General features: G+C 62.8%; 14 protein-coding genes. 5 read left to right on the plus strand and 9 right to left on the minus strand.

All coding sequences use genetic code 11. From position 1 onward, the window contains the following. Positions 1–96 precede the first annotated feature (96 nt). Positions 97–3,555, minus strand: coding sequence for a bifunctional proline dehydrogenase/L-glutamate gamma-semialdehyde dehydrogenase (locus tag OKA04_RS01660; RefSeq protein WP_264499377.1), 3,459 nt, complete (start codon positions 3,553–3,555; stop codon positions 97–99). A 124-nt stretch (positions 3,556–3,679) separates the two neighbouring features. Continuing rightward, positions 3,680–4,705 (minus strand): dioxygenase family protein, encoded by a 1,026-nt coding sequence (locus tag OKA04_RS01665; protein ID WP_264499378.1) that lies wholly within the window; start codon positions 4,703–4,705, stop codon positions 3,680–3,682. A gap of 451 nt (positions 4,706–5,156) precedes the next feature. On the opposite strand from OKA04_RS01665, the gene OKA04_RS01670 reads away from it, so the two are divergent. Together OKA04_RS01670 and OKA04_RS01675 are read left to right on the plus strand one after the other, a co-directional pair. Beyond that, positions 5,157–5,807 (plus strand): response regulator transcription factor, encoded by a 651-nt coding sequence (locus OKA04_RS01670; protein WP_264499379.1) that lies wholly within the window; start codon positions 5,157–5,159, stop codon positions 5,805–5,807. 6 nt (positions 5,808–5,813) lie between these two features. Next, positions 5,814–7,343 carry a HAMP domain-containing sensor histidine kinase gene (locus OKA04_RS01675; RefSeq protein WP_264499380.1) on the plus strand — a complete coding sequence of 510 codons (1,530 nt, stop codon included), beginning with the start codon at positions 5,814–5,816 and terminating at the stop codon, positions 7,341–7,343. Here OKA04_RS01675 and OKA04_RS01680 read toward each other — a convergent pair. Further along, positions 7,340–7,774 (minus strand): NlpC/P60 family protein, encoded by a 435-nt coding sequence (locus tag OKA04_RS01680; RefSeq protein ID WP_264499381.1) that lies wholly within the window; start codon positions 7,772–7,774, stop codon positions 7,340–7,342. The genes OKA04_RS01675 and OKA04_RS01680 overlap by 4 nt on opposite strands. 600 nt (positions 7,775–8,374) lie before the next feature. Here OKA04_RS01680 and OKA04_RS01685 point away from each other — a divergent pair. The 3 genes from OKA04_RS01685 to OKA04_RS01695 are packed head-to-tail and all read left to right on the plus strand — an operon-like array spanning position 8,375 to position 10,907. After that, a complete protein-coding gene (locus tag OKA04_RS01685) occupies positions 8,375–9,223 on the plus strand; it encodes a hypothetical protein (RefSeq protein ID WP_264499382.1) in 849 nt (282 codons plus the stop codon). Continuing rightward, complete coding sequence (locus tag OKA04_RS01690; RefSeq protein WP_264499383.1) at positions 9,220–9,759, plus strand: hypothetical protein; 540 nt, start codon at positions 9,220–9,222, stop codon at positions 9,757–9,759. The genes OKA04_RS01685 and OKA04_RS01690 overlap by 4 nt, the downstream gene beginning before the upstream one ends. After that, positions 9,756–10,907 carry a hypothetical protein gene (locus tag OKA04_RS01695; protein WP_264499384.1) on the plus strand — a complete coding sequence of 384 codons (1,152 nt, stop codon included), beginning with the start codon at positions 9,756–9,758 and terminating at the stop codon, positions 10,905–10,907. The genes OKA04_RS01690 and OKA04_RS01695 overlap by 4 nt, the downstream gene beginning before the upstream one ends. Before the next feature lie 4 nt (positions 10,908–10,911). On the opposite strand, the gene OKA04_RS01700 is transcribed toward OKA04_RS01695, so the two are convergent. The 6 genes from OKA04_RS01700 to OKA04_RS01725 all read right to left on the minus strand — a co-directional run bounded on the left by OKA04_RS01700 (position 10,912) and on the right by OKA04_RS01725 (position 20,370). Then, positions 10,912–12,714 (minus strand): acyl-CoA dehydrogenase family protein, encoded by a 1,803-nt coding sequence (locus tag OKA04_RS01700; RefSeq protein WP_264499385.1) that lies wholly within the window; start codon positions 12,712–12,714, stop codon positions 10,912–10,914. A 3-nt stretch (positions 12,715–12,717) separates the two neighbouring features. Further along, positions 12,718–14,685 (minus strand): 3-hydroxyacyl-CoA dehydrogenase NAD-binding domain-containing protein, encoded by a 1,968-nt coding sequence (locus OKA04_RS01705; RefSeq protein ID WP_264499386.1) that lies wholly within the window; start codon positions 14,683–14,685, stop codon positions 12,718–12,720. Positions 14,686–14,689: 4 nt separating this feature from the next. Then, positions 14,690–15,937, minus strand: coding sequence for a thiolase family protein (locus tag OKA04_RS01710; protein ID WP_264499387.1), 1,248 nt, complete (start codon positions 15,935–15,937; stop codon positions 14,690–14,692). Then, complete coding sequence (locus OKA04_RS01715) at positions 15,934–17,400, minus strand: phenylacetate--CoA ligase family protein (protein ID WP_264499388.1); 1,467 nt, start codon at positions 17,398–17,400, stop codon at positions 15,934–15,936. The genes OKA04_RS01710 and OKA04_RS01715 overlap by 4 nt, the downstream gene beginning before the upstream one ends. Beyond that, positions 17,354–18,361 (minus strand): patatin-like phospholipase family protein, encoded by a 1,008-nt coding sequence (locus OKA04_RS01720; RefSeq protein WP_264499389.1) that lies wholly within the window; start codon positions 18,359–18,361, stop codon positions 17,354–17,356. The genes OKA04_RS01715 and OKA04_RS01720 overlap by 47 nt, the downstream gene beginning before the upstream one ends. Before the next feature lie 104 nt (positions 18,362–18,465). Further along, positions 18,466–20,370 (minus strand): potassium transporter Kup, encoded by a 1,905-nt coding sequence (locus tag OKA04_RS01725; RefSeq protein ID WP_264499390.1) that lies wholly within the window; start codon positions 20,368–20,370, stop codon positions 18,466–18,468. Position 20,371: the final 1 nt, after the last annotated feature.

Genomic DNA, 20,371 nt, shown 5'->3' on the forward strand with positions numbered 1-20,371 from the left:
TGTGTTTTTCAGAGAGTGTAAGGAGTGCCTCGCCCCGGCGAGCCCGGATTCTCCCCCCAGATCACCCGGGTTCTAACCCGGGACGAAGCACCTGAACTATCGCAATTCTTCCGGCCGGGGCAATACCGATCCATGCCGGTGACGGGTTTCTGAGACAGCTTGTTCCCGGAAAAACGCAGGAAGTTCGAGCTTCCCTGACCATACAGGATCATGGGTAACGATTCTGACGCCCGCTTCGATCGCTGCTGCGATAAGCTTCTTCGAAGGTGACGGCGCCCGGAGGACTCCGTATTTGGAGGCTCCCAGACGGCTGGCAAGTGCCTCATCCGTCTCATGGGTAATGGAGATTCCCTTCACCGGAAAATCCGTCCCCGGCGGGAGCGAGAGTTCCGAATCGAGACCCGCAGCACGCGCCGCGATGAGCAGACGCGCGATCGTGACAGCATCCATCGATGCATTCGCGCGAATCAGGCACTGCGAGAAACGGCGGTAGCGGAAGACATTCGCCTCGCACGCGAGTGCGGACGGGTCGTGCTCGATGCCGAATTCGTGCTTCATCCACCAGGCATCGCTGCCGGCGGCGGCTTCCAATTCCGCAGACGAGGCAACCGGGGCCAGGGTCTTCAGAAGGTCGAGCACTTCCGCCGAAGGCGATTCGAGCAGTTGCGGGAGTCCGTCATTCTGCCACACGGCGAAGAGAGGGACGTAGTTCGGCCCGCCGGCCTTTGCTCCCGGGCCGAAGCAGGAACGCTTCCAACCGCCGAAAGGCTGGCGCTGCACGATCGCACCGGTGATCGGGCGATTGATGTAGGCATTGCCGACCTCGGCCTGGTCGCGCCACGCATCGATCTCCGCGGGATCGAGTGCATGAATGCCGCCCGTGAGACCGAATTCGGAGTCATTCTGGATGCGGATCGCGTGGTCAATATCGTTCGCCCGGACGAGGCCGAGCACGGGGCCGAAGCACTCGGTGCTGCGGAACCAACTGTCCGGCGTGACGCCCAGCTTGATGCCCGGCGACCAGAGGCAAGGATTCCCGTCCAGCATCTGCGGTTCCAGCAGCCATTCCTCGCCGGGATCCAGCGTGGTGAGTGCGCGCTGCAGGGCTTCGCCAGGCTCGCGAATGATGGTCGTCACCACCGAATCGTATTCCCAAGAGACACCTGCCTTCAGCGACGCTGCGGCATCACGCAGGCGGCGGCGGAAGCCCTCGTCGTCGTAGAGTTCGGCTTCCACGATGGCGAGCGAGGCGGCGGAGCACTTCTGGCCCGCGTGGCCGAAGGCGCTCTTCACGAGGTCTTTCACCGCGAGGTCCGGATCGGCGGACGCCGTGATCACCAGCGCGTTCTTGCCCGATGTTTCGGCGAAGAGGCGCAGGTCCGGCTTCCACGAGAGGAACATTCGCGCGGTCTCATAGGCACCCGTGAGGACCACCGCGCCGATGCGCTCGTCGGTCACCAGCGAGCGACCGATGTGGTTGTCAGGGCAGGGGAGGAATTGCAGCACGTCGCGCGGGACGCCGGCATCCCACAGGCAGCTCACCATTTCCCAAGCGGTCAGCACGGTCTCCGGCGCGGGCTTCAGGATGACGGTGTTTCCCGCTGCGAGCGCAGCGAGGATGCCACCACAGGGGATGGCGTAGGGGAAGTTCCAGGGAGGCGTCACCAGCACCGTGCCGATCGGCTCGGAGTTCACGCCGTCGAAAGCACCCTGGCGCGAAAAACTACGGGCATAGTAGTCGGCGAAGTCGATGGCTTCGCTCAACTCGGCATCGGCCTCCATGACCGCCTTGCCAGCGTCCATTACCATGGTGGCGATGGCCTCGCCACGGCGTGATGCGATGACGGACGCGACTTTCGCGAGGATAATGGCGCGATTCGGCCAGCCGAGATTCCGCCACGGCGAGCGCGCGGAAACGGCGACCTCCAGCGCGCGCTCGATGTCCTCCGGGCCACCCAGCGCATGGCGATAGGCGACGTGGCCAGGGCGGGCCGGGTCGGTGCCGTCGGCCGTCGCGGTTCCGGATGAGGTCATGCCTCCGATCTGGAGCGGGACGAAAGGCGGCTCGGCCTTGCGCATCGCATCCACCTTCTCGCGAGCCCAGCGGACATTGTGCGGCAGGGACCAATCGGTGTCGGCTTCGTTGTGGAAAGGTGTGTCGAGCGGCAGTGGGACGCGGTTTTCCGTGGTGCGATCCTGCACGCGCTGCGGCCCGTAGATGGCAGTCGGGACCATGGCGCACGCATCGAGGAAGCGCTTCTTCTGGCGATCCCAGGCTGCATCGCCCGGCTTCATGCCGAAGAGATCGTGGAGGAAATTTTCCGGAGACGTATTCTCATCCAAGCGGCGGACGAGGTAGGCGATCGCGCTGTGGAAGTCCTCGCGGTTCACCACCGGGGCGTAGAGCAGCAGGCCCTTCGCGGCATCGCGGACGGTGCGTGCCTGATGGTTCGCCATGCCTTCCAGCATCTCGAATTCCACCCGATCCTCAACGCCCTCGCGGGCGCGCAGGAGCAGGCCGTAGGCGATGTCGAAGAGATTGTGGCTGGCCACGCCGAGACGCACGGCCCGGGCGACTTCCTTGCGGCATCCTTCATGGAGCATGCGCTTGAAATTCGCGTCCACTTCCACCTTCGAGCCGTAGGGCGCGAGCGGCCAGTCGTGGATCTCGGCATCCACCTTCTCCATCGCGAGATTGGCACCCTTCACGATGCGGATCTTGATGCTGGCACCACCCGCATCCACGCGCTTCAGCGCCCATATATTGAGCTCCTTTTGCACCGGCCACGCATCCGGCAGGTAGGCCTGCAGCACGATGCCTGCTTCCAGCTTCTGGAACTCCGGCTCATCGAGCACGTCGCGGAAGGCGGCGCAGGTGAGGCGAAGATCGCGATACTCCTCCATGTCGAGGTTCACGAACTTCGCGGGCGAAGACTTCATCGCGGCGCGGTAGAGTTCGCGCAGGCGCCGCTTGATCTCGATCAGCGTTTCGTCCACGGCCACGAGGTGGATCTGGCTGAAGATCGCGGAAATCTTCACCGAGATGTAGTCGGTGTCCGGATCGGCCAGGCGGGTGAGATTCGCTTCCAGGCGGTGGTTCGCTTCCTCTTCGCCGAGCACGGCCTCGCCGAGCTGGTTGAGGTTCATCCGCATGCCCGCGTCGCGTCGGCGGCGGAGGTGCTTGCGCAGCTTCGCCTCCTCTGCGGGCAGGATGACGGAAGAGCTTTCCTGGCGCATCTTTTCCGCCACCAGCGGCATGACGATCTCCGGAGCGGCCGCGGATGCGATCTCCCCGGCGCGCATCGCCACCCGGGCAACGAGCGGGAGATACTGCGGCACGCCGTAGTCCTCGACGAGGTCGCGGAAGCGCTTTGCCTCGCGGGCAGCGGTCGGCGGGCGGAAAACCTGGTCCGCCATCGCGAAGGTGAATGCCTTGCCCGGTGCATCGTCCATCATGGCCGCCATTTGGCGGGCTTGGAGCTTCTCGCCGAGACGCTGGCCGCGGGTGGCTTCCAGCAGGAGTTCGGCGGCCAAGGCGATCGCCTCTTCAGGCAATTCCGCGTCTGAAGGTGGGAACTGGCGGCTCCGGTCGATGCGATCGCATACACGAGTCATACCCATCACGTTAACTCAGGCGTCTTGACTGAATAAGACAAGAGCCCCGCGACCGGTGGCCAATTCAGGGCGTGCCCGTATTCGCTCCCGGCACGCGGTAGGAAACCTTGTAGAAGCCCCGATCCGCCTTGGTATCAACGTAGATGGACAGGCTTCCTTCCGCAGTGGCCACGTGCTTGTGACGGTCGATGGTGCCGGTCTGCGTGACCGAAAAGGGCAGTGCCTTCCAGTCCAGATCCGCCAGCGTGGGGTTCCCGTAGATCTCGTAGCAGTAGCCGGCGTAAACGGGGATGGTCAGCTTGAAGCGCACGGTATTGTTCGGCCCGGCGACCGGGGTGCCCGTCGCCACGAATCCGCCCGGCGCAGGGTAGGTGGGCTCGACGGGAGTGAAGCCGCTGACGAAATCCCAGTTCGTGTAAACCTCGCCGGTGGTGGCGCCCTCCAGGGGGAGGAAGTCCAGGAGGATGGCCGCCTTTTGCGCAGCGGTCAGCGATGCGAAGACGTTGTCGTTCGAGTTCTGCGTCGCCCAGCGGCTGCCATTGTTGGCATAGGCCACCTCGTTCCATCCCGTCTGGGTGCAGGCACGGGTCGTCCTGCCCGGCAAGGTGACGCCCCAGTGGAAATGGCGGGTGCGTCCATTGTAGAGCCCGGCCTTGATGGTGCGGAATTTGAAGTAGCCCGTGGAGCTGGTTAGGAATTGGCCGAAGCCCGCGAAATTCGCATCGCACGCGGCATTCCGGCCAACGCCAGTCGAGTAAACGTAGTCGCCCTCGTGGTCGGCATGCCAGCACTCGACCAGCGCGTTCTTCACCGGATTCCCCGATGAGTCCAGCACGCGCCCGGTGATGTAGGTCACGATGCCCGTGGCGATGTTCAGATTGTCCGAGAGCAGGACGAGGTCGTTGTCCTTATCCAGCGGGATGTCATCGGCGAGCGGGTAGTAGGGGCCCTGGGTGACGATCGGCGATTGGGTCAAGGCCTCGGCCAAGAAGCCGGGCAAGGTGAATCCGGCGGAGGCGGCGGCCATGCTCTTGAAGAAGCGGCGGCGGCTCACGGGAATGTAAACGGGCAGGGGTTTTCTCTCGTTCATGGCACGGGCGGGTTGGGATGTGCGCGAGGAGAATGGAGGGGGGATTGGGGGCCGCCCGCTCCTCCGCCAGGGCACACGGTGCCATGGCCGGGCGGACCCCCGCTTTACCTGGAAATCCTATCTAACAAGTGGCTCCGGGGACTGGAGGCCCGCCTGCTCCTCCGCCGGGCAAGCCCGGCCAGGCGGACCTCCGGAATTCCCGGATGTCATTCCGATGGACCCGGCATCCGCGCCCGATCCCATGGCCGCGAGAAAGCCGGCGAGGCTTGCGGGAGCGGGATGTGTGGTGCGCTTCATGGATGCCGTATCGATGTGCCCACCGTAGCCGATGCCCGATTAAGGGTGCGTTAAGCGCGGGGAAATCTGCGGAAATTTCGCGCGGCGGCTTTCATCGTGGCTTAATCCACGCTGTGATAGCCTGCCCCCGGCACTGGGTGTGCCGCCTTCAATCATGCGATTGCTAGTCATCGAGGACGAACCACGGCTGCAGCGCGCGCTCGCCAAGGCGCTGCGCGAGGAAGGCTATGCGGTGGACACCGCGGAGGAGGGCGAGGACGGGCTCTACAAGGCCACCGCCTTCAACTACGATGCCGTCGTGCTGGATGTGATGCTGCCGGGAATGGATGGCTGGGAGATCCTACGCCGCCTGCGCGCGACGAAGGCCACACCGGTGCTGATGCTCACGGCGCGTGATGCGACCTCCGACCGGGTGAAAGGTCTCGATGGCGGTGCCGACGATTATCTGGTGAAGCCCTTCGAGTTGGATGAACTCTTCGCGCGGATCCGCGCCATCATCCGCCGGCACGCGGGGCGACCGCATTCCACCGTGGTCATCGGTGACGTGGAGATCGACACGCGCGGCAGGAAGGTGGACTTCGGGGGAAAGGCAGTCGTTCTAACAGCCCGCGAATACGCCATCCTGGAATACCTCGCACTGCATCGCGGGGAGGTGATCAGCCGCACGGAACTCTACGAGCATCTCTTCGACGAGAACGAGGACACGCTGTCGAACCTGCTGGACGTGCACGTCCACGGCATCCGGCGGAAATTGCGCGCGGATCTCATCGTCACCCGTCGCGGCGAAGGCTATCTCATCGAGTGATCCGACATGTTCACGCACTCCATCCGCTGGCGGTTGCAGATTTGGCTGGGCATTCTCTTGCTCGGCCTGCTGGTCGCATTCGGCGTGACATCGTGGCAGCTCGAGCGCGCACAGCGAGTCCAGCGCCTCGATGATGAATTGGCGCGGCGGGCCGTGGCCCTGGGTGTGAGCATCCGTCCACCCGATCCGCCGTCGATGGGAAACCGTGGACCATCGAACGGGCAAGGAGGCCCTCGCCCGCGAGATCCGGGAGAGCGCGAAAGACGGCCACCCCGCGAGGAGGACAGCGACCGCTATCCCTTTGGGAACGATGGCAAGTCGGGCGAGTTCGGCCCGGGTCCTCCGCCGATGTTCCGGACGCGAAATGTCTCGGACGATGTGAAGGCGATGTTCCCGGGGCTGGCCGGGGAGGGATACTACTACGTGGTGTGGACCGGCCGACAGTCGCGGGTCCAGAATTCCGACAACGCACCGGTTGCTGTTCCTCTGCCTGTGCGAGAGGCCCGGGATACCCAGACAAGATTTCGTGATCGCGACGGCATGCGCGAGGCTTTCCACTTCACGGAGATGGGAGAGTGCGTGCTCGCCGGTCGGCCCGTCGGGGATGATCTGGCCGGCATGAAGCACTACGCTACACGCCTGTCATTCATCGGCGTGGGGGTGCTGGTCATCGGACTCGGTGGAGGCTGGTGGCTGACCGCTCGCTCGATTCGCCCCATCGAACAGATCGCCGGTGCGGCGAAGCGCATTTCCGAAGGAAAACTCTCCGAACGAATTCCCGTCGATCAACCGGACAGCGAACTCGGGCAACTCGCCACGGTGCTGAATTCCACCTTCGAGCGTCTTGAGGACACCTTCGCGCAGCAGCGTCGCTTCACCTCGGATGCTTCCCATGAACTGCGCACGCCGCTTTCGGTGCTGATCGCCGAGACGCAGACCGCGCTCTCCCGTGAGCGTCCGGTGGAAGAGTATCGTGAGGTGCTGGCCGGGAACCTGGACACGGCCCGGCAGATGAAGCGCCTCGCGGAGGCACTTCTGGAGCTGGCTCGCCTCGATGCCGGCGAAACGCGCGCGCCGGGATTACCGGTGGGCCTCGCGGCATTGGCAGGAGACGTCTTGGGGCGGCTTGGCGTGCTGGCGAAGGCGCGCGACGTGACACTCTTGCTCGAAGGAGAAACCGCGATGCTGACAGGAAGCCCTGATCGACTGGCGCTGATCATTTCAAATCTGGTCGAGAATGCGATCCACCACGGTCGGCACGACGGCACCGTCGTGGTGTCATGTCGGGCCGATGACGATGGCGTCGAGCTACAGGTCCGCGACGATGGCCCGGGAATCTCCGCGGAAGACTTGCCTCATGTCTTCGAGCGCTTCTACCGGGCGGACAAATCGCGCACCGGCTCCGAGGGGCGCTACGGGCTGGGCCTCGCGATCTGCCGCGGCCTTGTCGAGGCAGAGGGAGGCAACATCCGAGTGGAGAGCGTGGCAGGGCAGGGCGCGCGCTTCATCGTCCGGTGGGCCGCGACGCCGGGCTAGTCGCGGATACCCCGGTAGCGCCATGGCTGGTAGCCACGCTCCAGCAGGTAGTCCTTCTGGATCTCCGCCGCATTGACCCGCCAAACGGGCAGTGGGCCGGCTTCGTAGATATACATCGAGGCTCCACTTTTCGCCCACTTTGCGAAGAGCAGGACGTGTCGGTCATTGAGCAGGATGTCGCCGGGTTTCAGCTCATCCCAGCTTCCGAGCCGGTCGCAAATGGAAGGCAATTCCTTCGTGGAATAAGGGCGCGACAGCCGCCAGCAGCGAGAGACGAATCCGGAGCAATCGATACCACAGGCTTCCTTGCTCGTGCCATCATCACCCAACTTCCGCTTCAAGGCGGTAGATATGTCACCGGCCGCTTCGCCTTTCGCGACTGAGGTGAGGAATTCCTCGGGTGTATCAAAGCCACCCCATTGATAAGCCATGCCCCGAGAGACTTGTCCGATTTTCCACCATCCATTGGAAAACCCGTGGTCGGAAAGCGTGGTGTCCGGGGTGTGGACGAGGATACCATTACTGTCGCGTCCGTGTTTCCGATTTTGCTCCCGCGGCGTCCACTCGAGTCGGCTGTATGTGTAGGCGGTGCTGATTGCATCGGCTCGTCGAACCGTCATCGAAGGACTCGGAATGGAGAGATCCGGGGTGCTGGAGCATTGGCAAAAAAAGAGGAGAGCAGGGCAGAAAAACAGTCGTCGGAACACGGCTGGAGCTAATGTCCGATTTTGCCCCAATGCAAATCCCTAAGCAGTAACGAAAGGCTCAATGTTTATTATCCCATAAGGTTTTGGTTCACCCGTGACGTTGTTCAAAACTCGGAAAGTTCGATATAACTCTATTAATCACTTTCCCTGACAACTCCGGCCCACCGGAAACACACGCCCACACCCTGCGGCACACACCGCAACACGCAAAATCGGACAGAAAGTCGCCAAAGGCTTCGTCGCCCGGAGTCCCACCTCCTGACGAAGCCTCTCTCCCCGGCCGACGCGACACACCACGTCGGTCGGGATCACCCTCACATCGAAATGAATCTCCGGATTCCGCTTTTCGCGGCCGCGCTTCTCGCGGCTACAGCCAGCTTGTCCACCTCCGTGGCACAGGTCGAATGCTGGGCTCCCGGCATGACCGCTCCGGTGACTCTTACCGAGACCACCCGCAGTCGCAGCGTCTCATTTCACCGGCCGTATCGCTACGATGTCTTTGGCATCGCCGGCCGGTTGGACCTTGGAAATCGCGCCACCAATGCGGCGGTGGTTGGCAACCAATTCTACCACCGCGTGCTCGGCATCACGGGCGGGGTCGTGGAGTCCACTTCATACGTCCGGTTGCAGTCGGGAACCCAGTTCTACCCGATCGACCTCGCGGTGAAGAGCCGCGTGCCCGCGACGCGGGTCGGCCCGATCCACCAATACGGCCCGAACTGGACTCTCTGCGATCCGAAGAATCCCCGCGACGTCGGTCTCACCTTCCACCTTTCCGGTTCCGGCTTGCTCGGGGCCTTGTTGGCACCCGCCTACAATAACCTCAATCCGATCGGATACTTTTACGTCCTCGGCGAATACCACTCGGCACCACCGGTGATGACCGGTGACGTCTCCGTGCCGTCGAATTCCATCCTGTATGGTGCCTCGGTCCCGATCACCTATTTGATCGGACGTGCGCCACAGCGCCCGGTCTATCGTCCGCCCTTCCTCGGGCTCGACCTGGGGGATGTGAATCTTGCGGTGATCGGTTCGCCACCGCCACCCGCCACCAGTAGCTCTGGTGGCTTGATCAATCTGCCGGATATCCAACCGGCGGATCTCGTGAGCGTGACTCTCGACCTGAGCGGCACGCAGGGAAATGGCTGGCTCAAGATCCGCCGTAGTCCATGAAGCGGGCACTTCTGCCACTGGTCGTCCTCGGCCTTTTCGTCAGCCTCTCGGTGAGAGGCGAGGAGCCCCGCCGCAGTGGCAAGGGGCTGGAAGTCTTGCCTGCCGACCTGAAGGCACCCAATGCCGAGGTGACCAATGATGCGGCATTCATCGCGCGCCGCAACGCCGCGGGTGCAGGCGATCCCAAACCGGTGCCAAAGCAGGCAAAGGGATATGGCCTCGCCGAACTGTCGGTATTCCTCAGCAAGGGGGACACCCACACGATCCTGCCGAAAGGCTCGATCATCTACTGCCCGGATAAATTCTCATCGCTGATCGCAAACCGGGCTGCGGGCAAGCCTGTCGCTTGGCCGGATTTCCTGATCGCCAACCGAAACTGGGTCTCCACCCACGAGGTGACGCTTGCCCAGGTTCGGGGAGAGGCCCCGCTTTCCGAAGAAGACCGCAAGGCCTTCGCCACCGCCGGACATCTCGTCGTCGCCACCTTGCGTGGCAATCCGATCACCGTCCTACCCGTTCCTGCAACCAAGCCATGAAAGTCGCCGTTCTTGCGCTCATTGCCGTGACCGCCATGCCCGCATTGGGCGTGGACTTCGTCCGCCAGATCCAACTCGTCCAAGGGCAGACCGTCGTTTACGACATGCCGGTCTCGGGCCTCAATGGCCAGATCCTGTCGAAGCCGCTGGAAGGGGACGGAGCAGTGATCCAGCTCTATGCGTATCAGGACGAAACCTACGATCCATTCAGTCTCTTGAACGTCGGCGTGGGCGGACTCGCCAACGTGAATGTGGCGCTGGATTCACACCTCGTGAACGTCAACCTGCTCGGTATTCACCTGAACGTGATCCTCGGCGGCTCCGGGGACTATCAACCGCTGCCACAGCTAATCGACGAGGTGACCGTCGGCGCGCACTTGCCCGAAGCGACACTGACGCTTCGCTCCGAGGATACCTACAATCCGCCGCGGACCCGTGCCGACCGGCCATTCTCGATGAACCTCTCGATCCGAAAGCTTGCCGAACCGGGAGACCCGCGCGGCGGCATCGGGAAGGTGACGCTGGAGCGTGATTTCAAATTCTACCACCCGGATCTGCACGTCCCGTATCCGAATGGCTCGGGGCAAGGCAGCTATGAGGAAGCTTACGAATTCACGAAGAACGGGAACTTCGCCGATGCGGAGATCTATCAGGCGCTGCCTGCACAGAGTCCTACCAAAGCCTGCGGCGAAGAGACCTTCAGCGCCGTCGTGAAGATCAGCAACAACCGCGAGGCGGCCATCGCATCCTCCACCATTCAGATCTGGCCGGTATGCGATGCCACGATCGAGGGCCTGCAATCCGGCAAGCGATATCCCGGCATCCCTCCGCAGGCCCGCGTGCTGTGCAATGATCTTTACCCGGACAGCGTGACCTACGCCCAAATCTACAAGGGTCAGCCGAATCTCGGCACCACCGGCAAGATTATCGGATCGTCTGTGGTGTCATTCAATACCTACGCACCACAGGATGCCGTGGTTCCGCTCACGGTGACCGAAAACGAAATCGGCGAAGATGGCACATACACCATCGAGGTCCTGACCGTGACGCCCTTCAATGGCAGACATCCCGAGCGTGTGACTTACGTCACCTTCGAGATCGACCGCACCATCAAGGTGAACGGCTCGATCGCCACATCGGAAAAGTGAAGCGTCAGGAGATCAGGCGCTTTGCGAGGCGATAGGTTTCCGCATCGTGTTTGTCGGATCTCTCCGCAAAGAGCGCCTTCACGCGTTGCTCGCCGCGGTGACAAATGTAGCGCGCGGTCTGGATCGATGTTTCATCGCCGAGAGCGTGCGCTCGTGCTGCGGATACACTCATTGCGAGGAGTTCGGAGCCCGCATCGACCAGCCTGCCGAGAAGAAGTTGCCTGCGCTCCAGCTTAGGACCGTTCCGCGCCATGGAGTGGAAGAGGGTCCGAGCCAGCTTGCGGCTGAGCGATGCGGTCGCGGACAGTCCGCGGCGAAGCTGGGGATCGAGGTCCGAGGGGATGCCATGCGAAAACGGAAGCCACCGCTTTGGATACCAGCCGGTGTAGAAGAGGCCGGCCCGCATCGCGGTCTCGAGCCGTTCGGAGATCGGCTTTCGCGTATCCAAGGCGGCCGCACCGCGCCGCAGATGTGGGTCGAGAGCCTCGCGGGCGATGAAGAGATGCATGATCTCCGTCGAGCCTTCGAAGATGGTGTTGATACGGCTATCCCTCATAAGACGCTCGATGGGGTCGGGACGTTCGCCGCGATTCCGGAGCGAGTCAGCGGTCTCGTAACCGCGTCCCCCTTTGATCTGCATGGTAGAGTCCGCGCCCTTCCATCCAGCCTCTGTGCCCCACAGCTTCGCGATGGCGGCCTCCAAGCGGATGTCCGCCTTCTTGTCCGCATCCACCATGGAGGACGTATAAAGTACGAGAGCTTCCGTAGCAAAGGCGTCCGCCTTGAGATCCGCGAGCTTTCCGGCGATGGCCTCGTGCTTGCCAATGACCTGTCCCCACTGCTCACGCTCGCGCGACCATGTGACGGCGATGTCCAAGCATCGGTCCAGTAGGCCCACACAAGCGGCGGGCAGGGTCAGGCGGCCGGTATTGAGCGTGGTCAGCGCCACCTTGAGTCCTTTGCCCTCGCCCAGGACGACATTCTCCCGCGGGACCTTCACACCGGTGAAGCGGATCACGCCGTTGTAAAGCGCCTTCAGGCCCATGAAGTGGCAGCGCGTGATGATCTCCACGCCCGGCCATGCGACCTCCACAATGAAAGCGCTGATCGCGTTCGGCTTGTCCGGCAGGGGCGTGCGCGCCATGACGATCATGTGCTTCGCCTTGAGGCCGTTGGTGCACCACAGCTTCTCGCCGTCGAGTATCCAGTGGGTGCCATCGTCCGAGAGACATCCGGTGGTTTTCATCCGCGCGGGATCCGAACCGACTTCCGTCTCGGTCAGTGCGAAGGCGGAGACGGCACCAGCGGCGCACTGGGGCAGATATTTCTTCTTCTGCTCTTCTGTGCCGAAAGTCAGCAGTGGCTGAGGAATGCCGATGGACTGATGGGCCGAAAGCAGAGCCGTGAGGTTCCCGCAGTGTCCGCCCAGCAGCATGGCCGCGCGTGAATAGTTCGTCTGCGACAAGCCGAGGCCGCCATACTCCTTCGGGATCTTGATGCCAAAGGCACCCAGCTTCGCCAGACCCTCCAAGACTTCGTCGGGGATCTCGCCGTCACGGTCGATCGCATCGGGATCGGTGTGCTCGCGCAGGAAATCTCCGAGCTTCTCGATGAAGGCATCCCCATCCGCCTTGTCGGACCCCGACTGGATGGGGAAAGGGAAGATGAGCGAGAAGTCAGGCGAACCGTCGAAGATGGAAGCGGCGAAGCCCGTCAGTTCGCGGGTGTCGCGGGAAGACTCCGCGAGCTCCAGGGCCGCCCTCTGACCGGCGGACATCTTGCTGGTGTCGATGAGTGTGTCGTGCATGGCTCAAGTGGGGTTGTTGAGTTCATTCTGAAGAGGTCCACCGCGGAAGGGCGCGTATCCGGTGCCGAGCGCCATCGCGAGGTCGATATCGTCGGCCGTCTCCGCGATGCCTTCGTCCAGGCAACGCCGGGCTTCCTCGCTCATGGCATGGGAGAGCTTGCTTGCCACGTCGGAGGGAGTGGATTCGCCGCCGGCGCGAAGTTCCAGGGCGACGGGATTCGGAGTGTTACTATGATTCTCGTAAATGTAGAAGCCGGAGCCGGACTTCTTCCCGAGATGTCCTTTTGCGATCAGCGTTTCCAGCAGATCCGGAACGGACATGCGGTTTGGAAAAGCTTCCGCCAACGTGCGGGCGACGTGAGCGGCGACATCCAGTCCGACTTCATCGAGGAGGCGCAGGGGCCCCATCGGCATGCCGAAGTCGAGCATGGCGTCATCGATCACCTTCGGATCACCGCCGCGCTCAAAGATTCGCGACGCCTCGACGAGGTAGGGCATGAGAATACGGTTCACGAGGAAGCCGGGAGCATCCTTCACCACGACGGGAAGCTTTCCAATCGACCGGACGAAGGCCACGGCGGTCGCAAGCGTCTCGTCAGAAGTGGTGGAGGTGCGCACCACCTCGACCAATGGCATCCGGTGGACGGGATTGAAGAAGTGCAGGCCAACCAGGCGATCCGGGTGACTGATTGAATCGGCCAGTTCGTGGATCGGGAGGGCCGAGGTATTCGTCGCAAGGATGGTGTCCGGTCTCACCCTCGCGGAAAGATCGGCGAATACCTTGCGCTTGATGTCGAGTCGCTCGACAGCTGCCTCGATGACGAGGTCGCAGCGATCAAGGGGGACGGGCACGGACGAAGGAAGGATGCGATCCATGCCTCGAGCCGCCTCGATGGGCGTGAGGATTCTCCTTTTACGAGATTCATCGTAGCTTTTGGAAATCGATTTCATCCCCTTGGCCAAGGCATCGTCGTCCAGATCGCGGAGGATCACCTCGTGCCTGCGGGTGCTGAGCCAGTAGGCGATGCCCGCGCCCATCACACCGGCGCCAACCACCGCACATCGCCCGATCTTGCGAGGCTCTGCATCGGCCACACGATGCTTCTTAGCTCTCTCCTGGAGGAAGAAGAGTCGCAGGAGTTGTCGGGTCTCGGGCCTTGCCGCGAGCTTCAGGATCGCCTCCCGCTCGCGGCGGAATCCTTCCTCCACCGGGCTTGTGCAGGAAGCTAGTGCGATATCGAGCGCGGCTTCCGGTCCGGGATAGAGGCCGCGGGATTTCTGCCGAAGCGACTTCTTGGCCTTGGCCCCGATAACGGCGACTGAGACCGGATTGTGGAGGTGGAAGAACGACTTGGCCCGACGTTTGCCGCGCGCGATGCAGGTCAGCGCATGTGCCTCCAGATTCTCGCGAGGGATGACAGCATCGACGAGGCCCTTCGCTTTCGCGGCTCCTGCTGACAAAATCTTGCCGCCAAGGATGAGCGGAAGTGCGGCAGGCAGACCAATCAACCGGGGCAGGCGAGTGGTGCCGCCCCATGCGGGAACGATGCCGAGACTCGTCTCGGGCAGGCCGATCTTGGTAACAGAAGCATCGCTCGCGATTCTCCAGTCGCAGGCGAGGGCCAGCTCATAGCCTCCGCCGACACAGGCACCGTGGATCGCCGCGACGGTCGGATAGGGGAGTCGTGCCAGCTTCTCGAAGGTAGCTTGGCCCAGCTCGATCAAGTCACGCAGTTTGTCGCCTTGGAGCTTTGAGAGGACATTCAGGTCGGCACCCGCGATGAAGATCGCCGGCTTTGCCGAACGAATGATCAAGCCTTCGAGTTCGGGATGGGCGGAAAGAGCATCAAGCTTCTCATTCAACTCGATCAGCGCAGGGCGATCGAAAATGTTCGCGGATGAATTCTCGCGATCAAAGGTGAGGACTCCATGCGTGCCATCGAGGTGGAAATGTAAATGATGAGAATTCATGGCTTCAGGGGCGTTCCAGCCATAGCGCGGCACCTTGGCCGCCACCGACGCAGAGCGTTGCGAGGGCTTGGCGTCCGCCGGTTTCGCGGAGTTGATGGAGGGCAGTGAGGATCAGACGGGCACCACTTGCTCCGACCGGATGGCCGAGCGCGATGGCACCGCCGCGGCGGTTGATTCTCTCAGGGGAAATCTCGACCGGAGACATGCCAGCGCCGCACTTGTCGGGCTGCTTCAATGCCGCGAGGACGGCGAGCACCTGAGCGGCGAACGCTTCGTTGATCTCGATGACATCAGCGGACTCCGGCGAACGGCCGAGCTTTGCGATGGCATGCACGGGGCCCAGCCCCATGCGCCTGGGGTCGCAACCGGTGTAGGCGTAGCTGGTGAGGCGTCCGAGCGGTTCAATGCCGAGCTTCTTCGCTGCCTGCTCGCTACCCACGAGAAGCGCCACGGCACCGTCGGTCACCTGGGAACTGTTGCCCGCCGTCACGCTGCCACTCTGGCGGTCAAAGATGGGGCGCAGTTTTGCCAGCTTCTCCGGTGTCGAGTCGGTGCGGACACCGTTGTCACGGGTCACTGCCTTGCCGGGCAGATGGACCGGCGCAATCTCATCTAACAGATGATCCGATGCCCCAAGCGCCTTGCGATGCGATGACGCGGCGAAGGCATCTTGAAGGTCGCGCGTGAGATGGAATTCCCGTGCCAAGGTTTCCGCGGTGTCGCCCATGATCTCGCCGCTCACCGGATCGGTGAGGCCGAGTTGCAGGCCGATGCGCGGCTTGAAATCCTTGGGGCGAAAGTCGGCGATGGCGGTGATCTTTTCACCGGTCTCCTTTGCCTTCGAGAGCGCCGCGAATTTCGCGACCGTCCCGTGTGGATAAAAGAAGGGAATGCGCGACATGCTCTCCGCACCGCCGACGAGGAAAAGCTCGCCCTGCCCGGTGGCCAGCCTCTGGTGCGCGGTGGTAATCGCCTCCATCCCTGACGCGCAGTTTCGATGGACGGTCATCGCCGGCGTCTTCTCGGGAATACCGGAGCGAAGGGCGATGACGCGGGCGAGATTCGCGGCTTCCGCGGGTTGGGCGACGCAGCCGAAGATGACCTCGTCGATCAGTGCCGGATCGATGCCGGTGCGAAGCAAGAGCGAGGTGCATGCATGCCGCCCCAGGTCATCCGCTGTCAGCGCATCGAAGTCCGTGCCCGAACGAATGAACGGGGTGCGAATGCCTGCGATGATGAAGAGGTCATTCATGGTGCTTCGGGGTTCGGCCGGTTGTCGACGACCTTCTTTTCCTTCAGTTCCTTGCCCACGCCCTGCATGCGGCGCATCTCGTCCCATGAGTGGAAGACGATGTCGTTCGGTGCGAATTCCACCGCCTGGCCGAAGCGCTGGCTGATCTGTTCGCGCAGGGCCTCGCTGCCGGATCCTTCGGCAGGCACGGCATGGACAACCACTTGGTCCGTCTCCAACGGATCGTCATTGCGCTTGCGCAGTTCGATCTGCCACGCGCCGAGACCATCGGTGTCATCGAGCAGGTTTTCCAGCGCGTTAAAATCGACCAGCGTGCCCTTGAGCTTGTTCACGTTCAGTTCGCGGATGTCGGACACACGTGAGATTTTTCCGATGAGCCGCGGGCAGGTCCTACCGCAGTGCGGGCAGGGCTCGTAGGTGATACCGCCCTCGATCAGGTCGCCGGTGCGATAACGCACCACGACCGTGCCGCGGGCGTCCAGTGGTGTGCAGACAATCTCGCCGGGCTGTCCGTCGGGGACTCGCTTGCCGGTTTCCGGATCGACGATCTCCAGGAACATCTGGTCCGGATAGACGTGGAGGCCGGACACCTCCTCACCCTTCGGCGGCATGCACTCGGTCCATGCAAGCTTCGCTTCGGTGAATCCATAGGTGGACATGATCGCCACGTCCTCCGCTCCCATTTGCTCACAGAGCGCGCGCAGCTTCCTCCGCATGCCGAGTGGGACTTTCTCCCCGCCCAGCACGATGCGCTTCAGCTTTGTCCACCGCAGGCCGTCTTGAGTCGCCTGTTGCAGCAGGTGATACAGGAAGGTCGGCATCGCGATGATCGCGTCGGGATCGATCTTCGTGATCAGGTTCAGATTGCCCTCGGTGCCCAGCGTCTTGCCACCGCCCGTGGACATCATGAAGGTATTGAATCCCGTGCCCGCATGATGCGCGAGCCAGAAGGCAAGGTGAGGCGCGAAGGGGAAAGCATTGATGTGCCGCCACGAGGCATCGGACTGGCAAAGCTCCATCATCCGTCGCCCGCATTCCTCCAGATTCGCCAGATCGTGCTTCGTGTAGAGGAATGGCACGGGGGCTGAGGACCGGCCAGTGGTGCTCGTGAGAAGAATGGGACGCAGCTCTTCCTCGAGTGCCTGCTTCGTCGCGGACGGCCCGTGGGTGATCGCGTATTTCAGAGTGGACCACTGATGTCGCAGCACCTTCTCATCCGGGATGATGACGAAGTCCCGCGGGTTCGCGAGATCGGCCTTGGACGTGAAGGGCAGCTTCTCAAGGTCATCCGTGCCGCGGATGTCGCCGGCCTCGATGCCGAGTTCCTTGAAGAGCTTTCCGTAGTAGGCGGTGAATGGGACCACTCGATCCTTCAGGAGGCGCCGTAGCAGCACATCCTGGCGTTGATGGATCTCGTCATGCGACGTCGTGGCCCACCATGGGTTGGACGGACGGGGTTTCATGGACTTGAAGGGTTGGCCGCACGAGCGCGCGGATTTCTTCGAGATGTTGCAGCGTGGCCGCGCGACCGGCCTCGATGTAGCGGCGGAAGCCGGCATAGTCGTGCCAGGGGGCGAAGAAGTGCTCCGGCCTCAGGCAGAAGTCGGCACGCTTGCAGGATTCGTGGGCCAGGCGGATCTGCGCGGCCCGGATGCTTTGGCGAAAGGTATCGATCATGTTCCCGCGGGCCATGAAGTTCAGGTTGCTGTTGAGCGCGATGCCGAGGCGCTTCCACAGGCGGATGTCGGCGGTCTCCTCCGCGCGGCACAGTCCTTCGTCCACGTCTTGGAAAGTCGGGATGGTCGAGACGGCGAGGATGCGATCTACATCGGAGTAGCGTTGCAACGCACCGACAGGGACCGGGTCGATCACACCACCATCGACGCAGCGATGGCCATCAAGCATGACCGGCGCGATGATGCCGGGCATAGCGCAGGAGGCGTGGACTGCATCGGCGATTTTCCCGGAGCGGCGGATGAGGCGCTCCTTGGTGTCGATGTCGAGCGTCACGACCAAGAGCTGTCGCTTCAAGTCTTCAAAGCACACGTCACCGAGGGAACGCTCCAGATGCGCTCGCGCCTTGAGACCGTGGAAAAGTCCCTTCATTGGCGGGAACATCGGGTCCGCGAGCTTCCATAGCTGGCGGCGGTCCTGCATTTCCTCGGCTAGTTCTTCCAGCGCCTTGCCGGAGAAGCCGACCGCCCACAGGGCACCAATATAGGCTCCCATGCTCGACCCTGAGATGGCGTGCACCTCGATGTTGTTTTCCTCCAGCACCTGCAGGACTCCGACATGGGCGAGACCGCGTGCGCCTCCCGAGGAAAGGGCTAGCCCCAGCTTCAGCACCGGCGCATCTTCAAGCGGTCGCTCCCGGCGGGCCGGGCGCGGCTTGCTGCGGAAAAAGCGCAGGATGTTGCCGAGCATGGGTTGGGTTCCTTTCCATCAATCGGACCGGCTTCTTTACCGATCCTCCTAACAGTAGGCCCAATGCAGCAAAGATCAAATGACCTCTGCCCGGTGCTCGAAAATCAAAGCGTGATCTGTGCGCCAAGCTCGACCACGCGACCGGGTGGCAGGCGGAAGTAAGCCGTTGCCGGAGAAGCGTTCCGGGCCATCACGGCGAAGAGCGCGAGACGCAGGCGATCCAGGGCACTCGCATTTTTACCCACACCGTAGGTTTCGCGTCCGAGGACATAGGTCGCCTTGCCAGGATGGAACTTCACTTCCGCCGGCAAGCCGGCCTTGAGGGCGACCGGCACGTCTGGCGTATCGGCGAATCCGAAGCTGAGGTTCACGCGGTGAAGTCCCTCGCCAAGGTCGGTGTGAGCCACCGCGGTCTCCGGGTCGGCGTGAGGTTGATCGAGGGTGTCAACGTGCAGCAGCACGACGCGTTCGTGGAGCACCTGGTTGTGCTTCAAATTGTGAAGCAAGGCGGTCGGCACCGTGTCGCCGCGTCCGCTCATGTAAACGGCAGTGCCGGAGACGCGGTGGATCTGGCCGCGTTTCAAATCTCCCAGCAAGGCATCGATAGGCAAGGCCTCGCGCGACAGTCGCTTGTAGAGACGGGCGCGTCCCCACAGCCACGTCAGCATGAGACCCATCGCCGAGCCGGCGACCACAAGCGGGAGCCAACCGCCGTGGATGACTTTCAGGGTATTCGCGGCGAGGAAGGGTATCTCGAGGATGAGGAACAAGGAAGTCACCGTGGCCGCCTTCGCCGTGGACCAGCCCCATGCGGCACGTGCCGCCGAGTAGAAGAGAATCGAGGTGATCGTCATCGTGAGGACGATGGCGATGCCGTAGGCTCCGGCCAGGGCGGCCGAGCTCTTGAAAGTGATCACCAACACGATGCACGCGACCAGAAGGAAGCGGTTCACGAAGGGCACGTAGACTTGGCCGACGGAGTGCTCGGAAGTGTGGCGGACCTTCACGCGCGGTAGGCATCCGAGCTGGACCGCCTGGGTGGTGAGGGAGAAGGCTCCGGAGATCAGTGCCTGGCTGGCGATGGCCGCGGCGGCCGTGGCCAGGATTGTGAGCGGCAGGCGCAGGTAATCGGGAGCCAGAAGGAAGAAGGGGGCTTCCAGAGCCTTGGGATCATGACTCAGCAGGGCGGCCTGGCCCAAGTAGTTCAGGACCAGTCCGGGGAGCACGACGCTGAACCAACCGACGCGGATCGGCCTGGTGCCGAAGTGCCCGAGGTCCGCGTAGAGAGCCTCGCCACCGGTGACGGCCAGGAAGACCGCAGCGAGCAGGGGGAAGGCATGATGCCACTCGTGAATCAGGAACATGATCCCCGAGGCGGGGCTCAGGGCGCTCAGAACCTCCGGATGCTGGATGATCCCGCGAAGTCCCAGCAGCCCCAATGTGACGAACCAGCACAGCACGACGGGTCCGAAAAGGATGCCGACCTTTCCAGTGCCGTGGCGCTGGATGCTGAACATCAGAATGAGAATGCACACGGCGACGGGCACCACATACTTCGAAAACTCCGGGGAAATGACGGTCAGACCTTCCACCGCGCTGAGCACGGAGATGGACGGGGTGATCATGCCGTCAGCGTAGATCAGCGAGGAGCCGGCGAGTCCGAGCAGCAGCACGGCCTTCGGGTCCTTGCCCCCCAGTCGCCGGGCGGCCGAGCGGATCAGGGCGGAGAGCGCGAGGATCCCGCCTTCGCCCCGGTTATCCAGCCTCAGGATGATCAGGACGTATTTGATCGAGACCACCAGGATCAGCGCCCAGACGATCAGCGAGGCGGCACCGACCAGATTGGTCGGTGTCATCGGGGTCGGATCAATCCCGTGCGATGCAAAGCACTCGCGGAAGGCGTAGAGCGGACTCGTGCCGATGTCGCCGAAGACAATGCCGAGCGCGGCAAGGGTGGCGGCGGGCAGGGCGGGCTGGCGGACGGAGTGACCGTCGGAGGAGCTGTTCATC

Source organism: Luteolibacter flavescens (genome assembly GCF_025950085.1).
Classification (GTDB): Bacteria; Verrucomicrobiota; Verrucomicrobiia; order Verrucomicrobiales; family Akkermansiaceae; genus Haloferula; species Haloferula flavescens.

Bases quoted from the DNA above. Each gene is read 5' to 3' on its own strand.
- OKA04_RS01665 (WP_264499378.1), bottom strand. From the start codon at position 4,705: ATGAACGAGAGAAAACCCCTGCCCGTTTACATTCCCGTGAGCCGCCGC.
- OKA04_RS01670 (WP_264499379.1), top strand. From the start codon at position 5,157: ATGCGATTGCTAGTCATCGAGGACGAACCACGGCTGCAGCGCGCGCTC.
- OKA04_RS01675 (WP_264499380.1), top strand. From the start codon at position 5,814: ATGTTCACGCACTCCATCCGCTGGCGGTTGCAGATTTGGCTGGGCATT.
- OKA04_RS01680 (WP_264499381.1), bottom strand. From the start codon at position 7,774: ATGGCTTATCAATGGGGTGGCTTTGATACACCCGAGGAATTCCTCACC.
- OKA04_RS01685 (WP_264499382.1), top strand. From the start codon at position 8,375: ATGAATCTCCGGATTCCGCTTTTCGCGGCCGCGCTTCTCGCGGCTACA.
- OKA04_RS01690 (WP_264499383.1), top strand. From the start codon at position 9,220: ATGAAGCGGGCACTTCTGCCACTGGTCGTCCTCGGCCTTTTCGTCAGC.
- OKA04_RS01695 (WP_264499384.1), top strand. From the start codon at position 9,756: ATGAAAGTCGCCGTTCTTGCGCTCATTGCCGTGACCGCCATGCCCGCA.
- OKA04_RS01700 (WP_264499385.1), bottom strand. From the start codon at position 12,714: ATGCACGACACACTCATCGACACCAGCAAGATGTCCGCCGGTCAGAGG.
- OKA04_RS01705 (WP_264499386.1), bottom strand. From the start codon at position 14,685: ATGAATTCTCATCATTTACATTTCCACCTCGATGGCACGCATGGAGTC.
- OKA04_RS01710 (WP_264499387.1), bottom strand. From the start codon at position 15,937: ATGAATGACCTCTTCATCATCGCAGGCATTCGCACCCCGTTCATTCGT.
- OKA04_RS01715 (WP_264499388.1), bottom strand. From the start codon at position 17,400: ATGAAACCCCGTCCGTCCAACCCATGGTGGGCCACGACGTCGCATGAC.
- OKA04_RS01720 (WP_264499389.1), bottom strand. From the start codon at position 18,361: ATGCTCGGCAACATCCTGCGCTTTTTCCGCAGCAAGCCGCGCCCGGCC.
- OKA04_RS01725 (WP_264499390.1), bottom strand. From the start codon at position 20,370: ATGAACAGCTCCTCCGACGGTCACTCCGTCCGCCAGCCCGCCCTGCCC.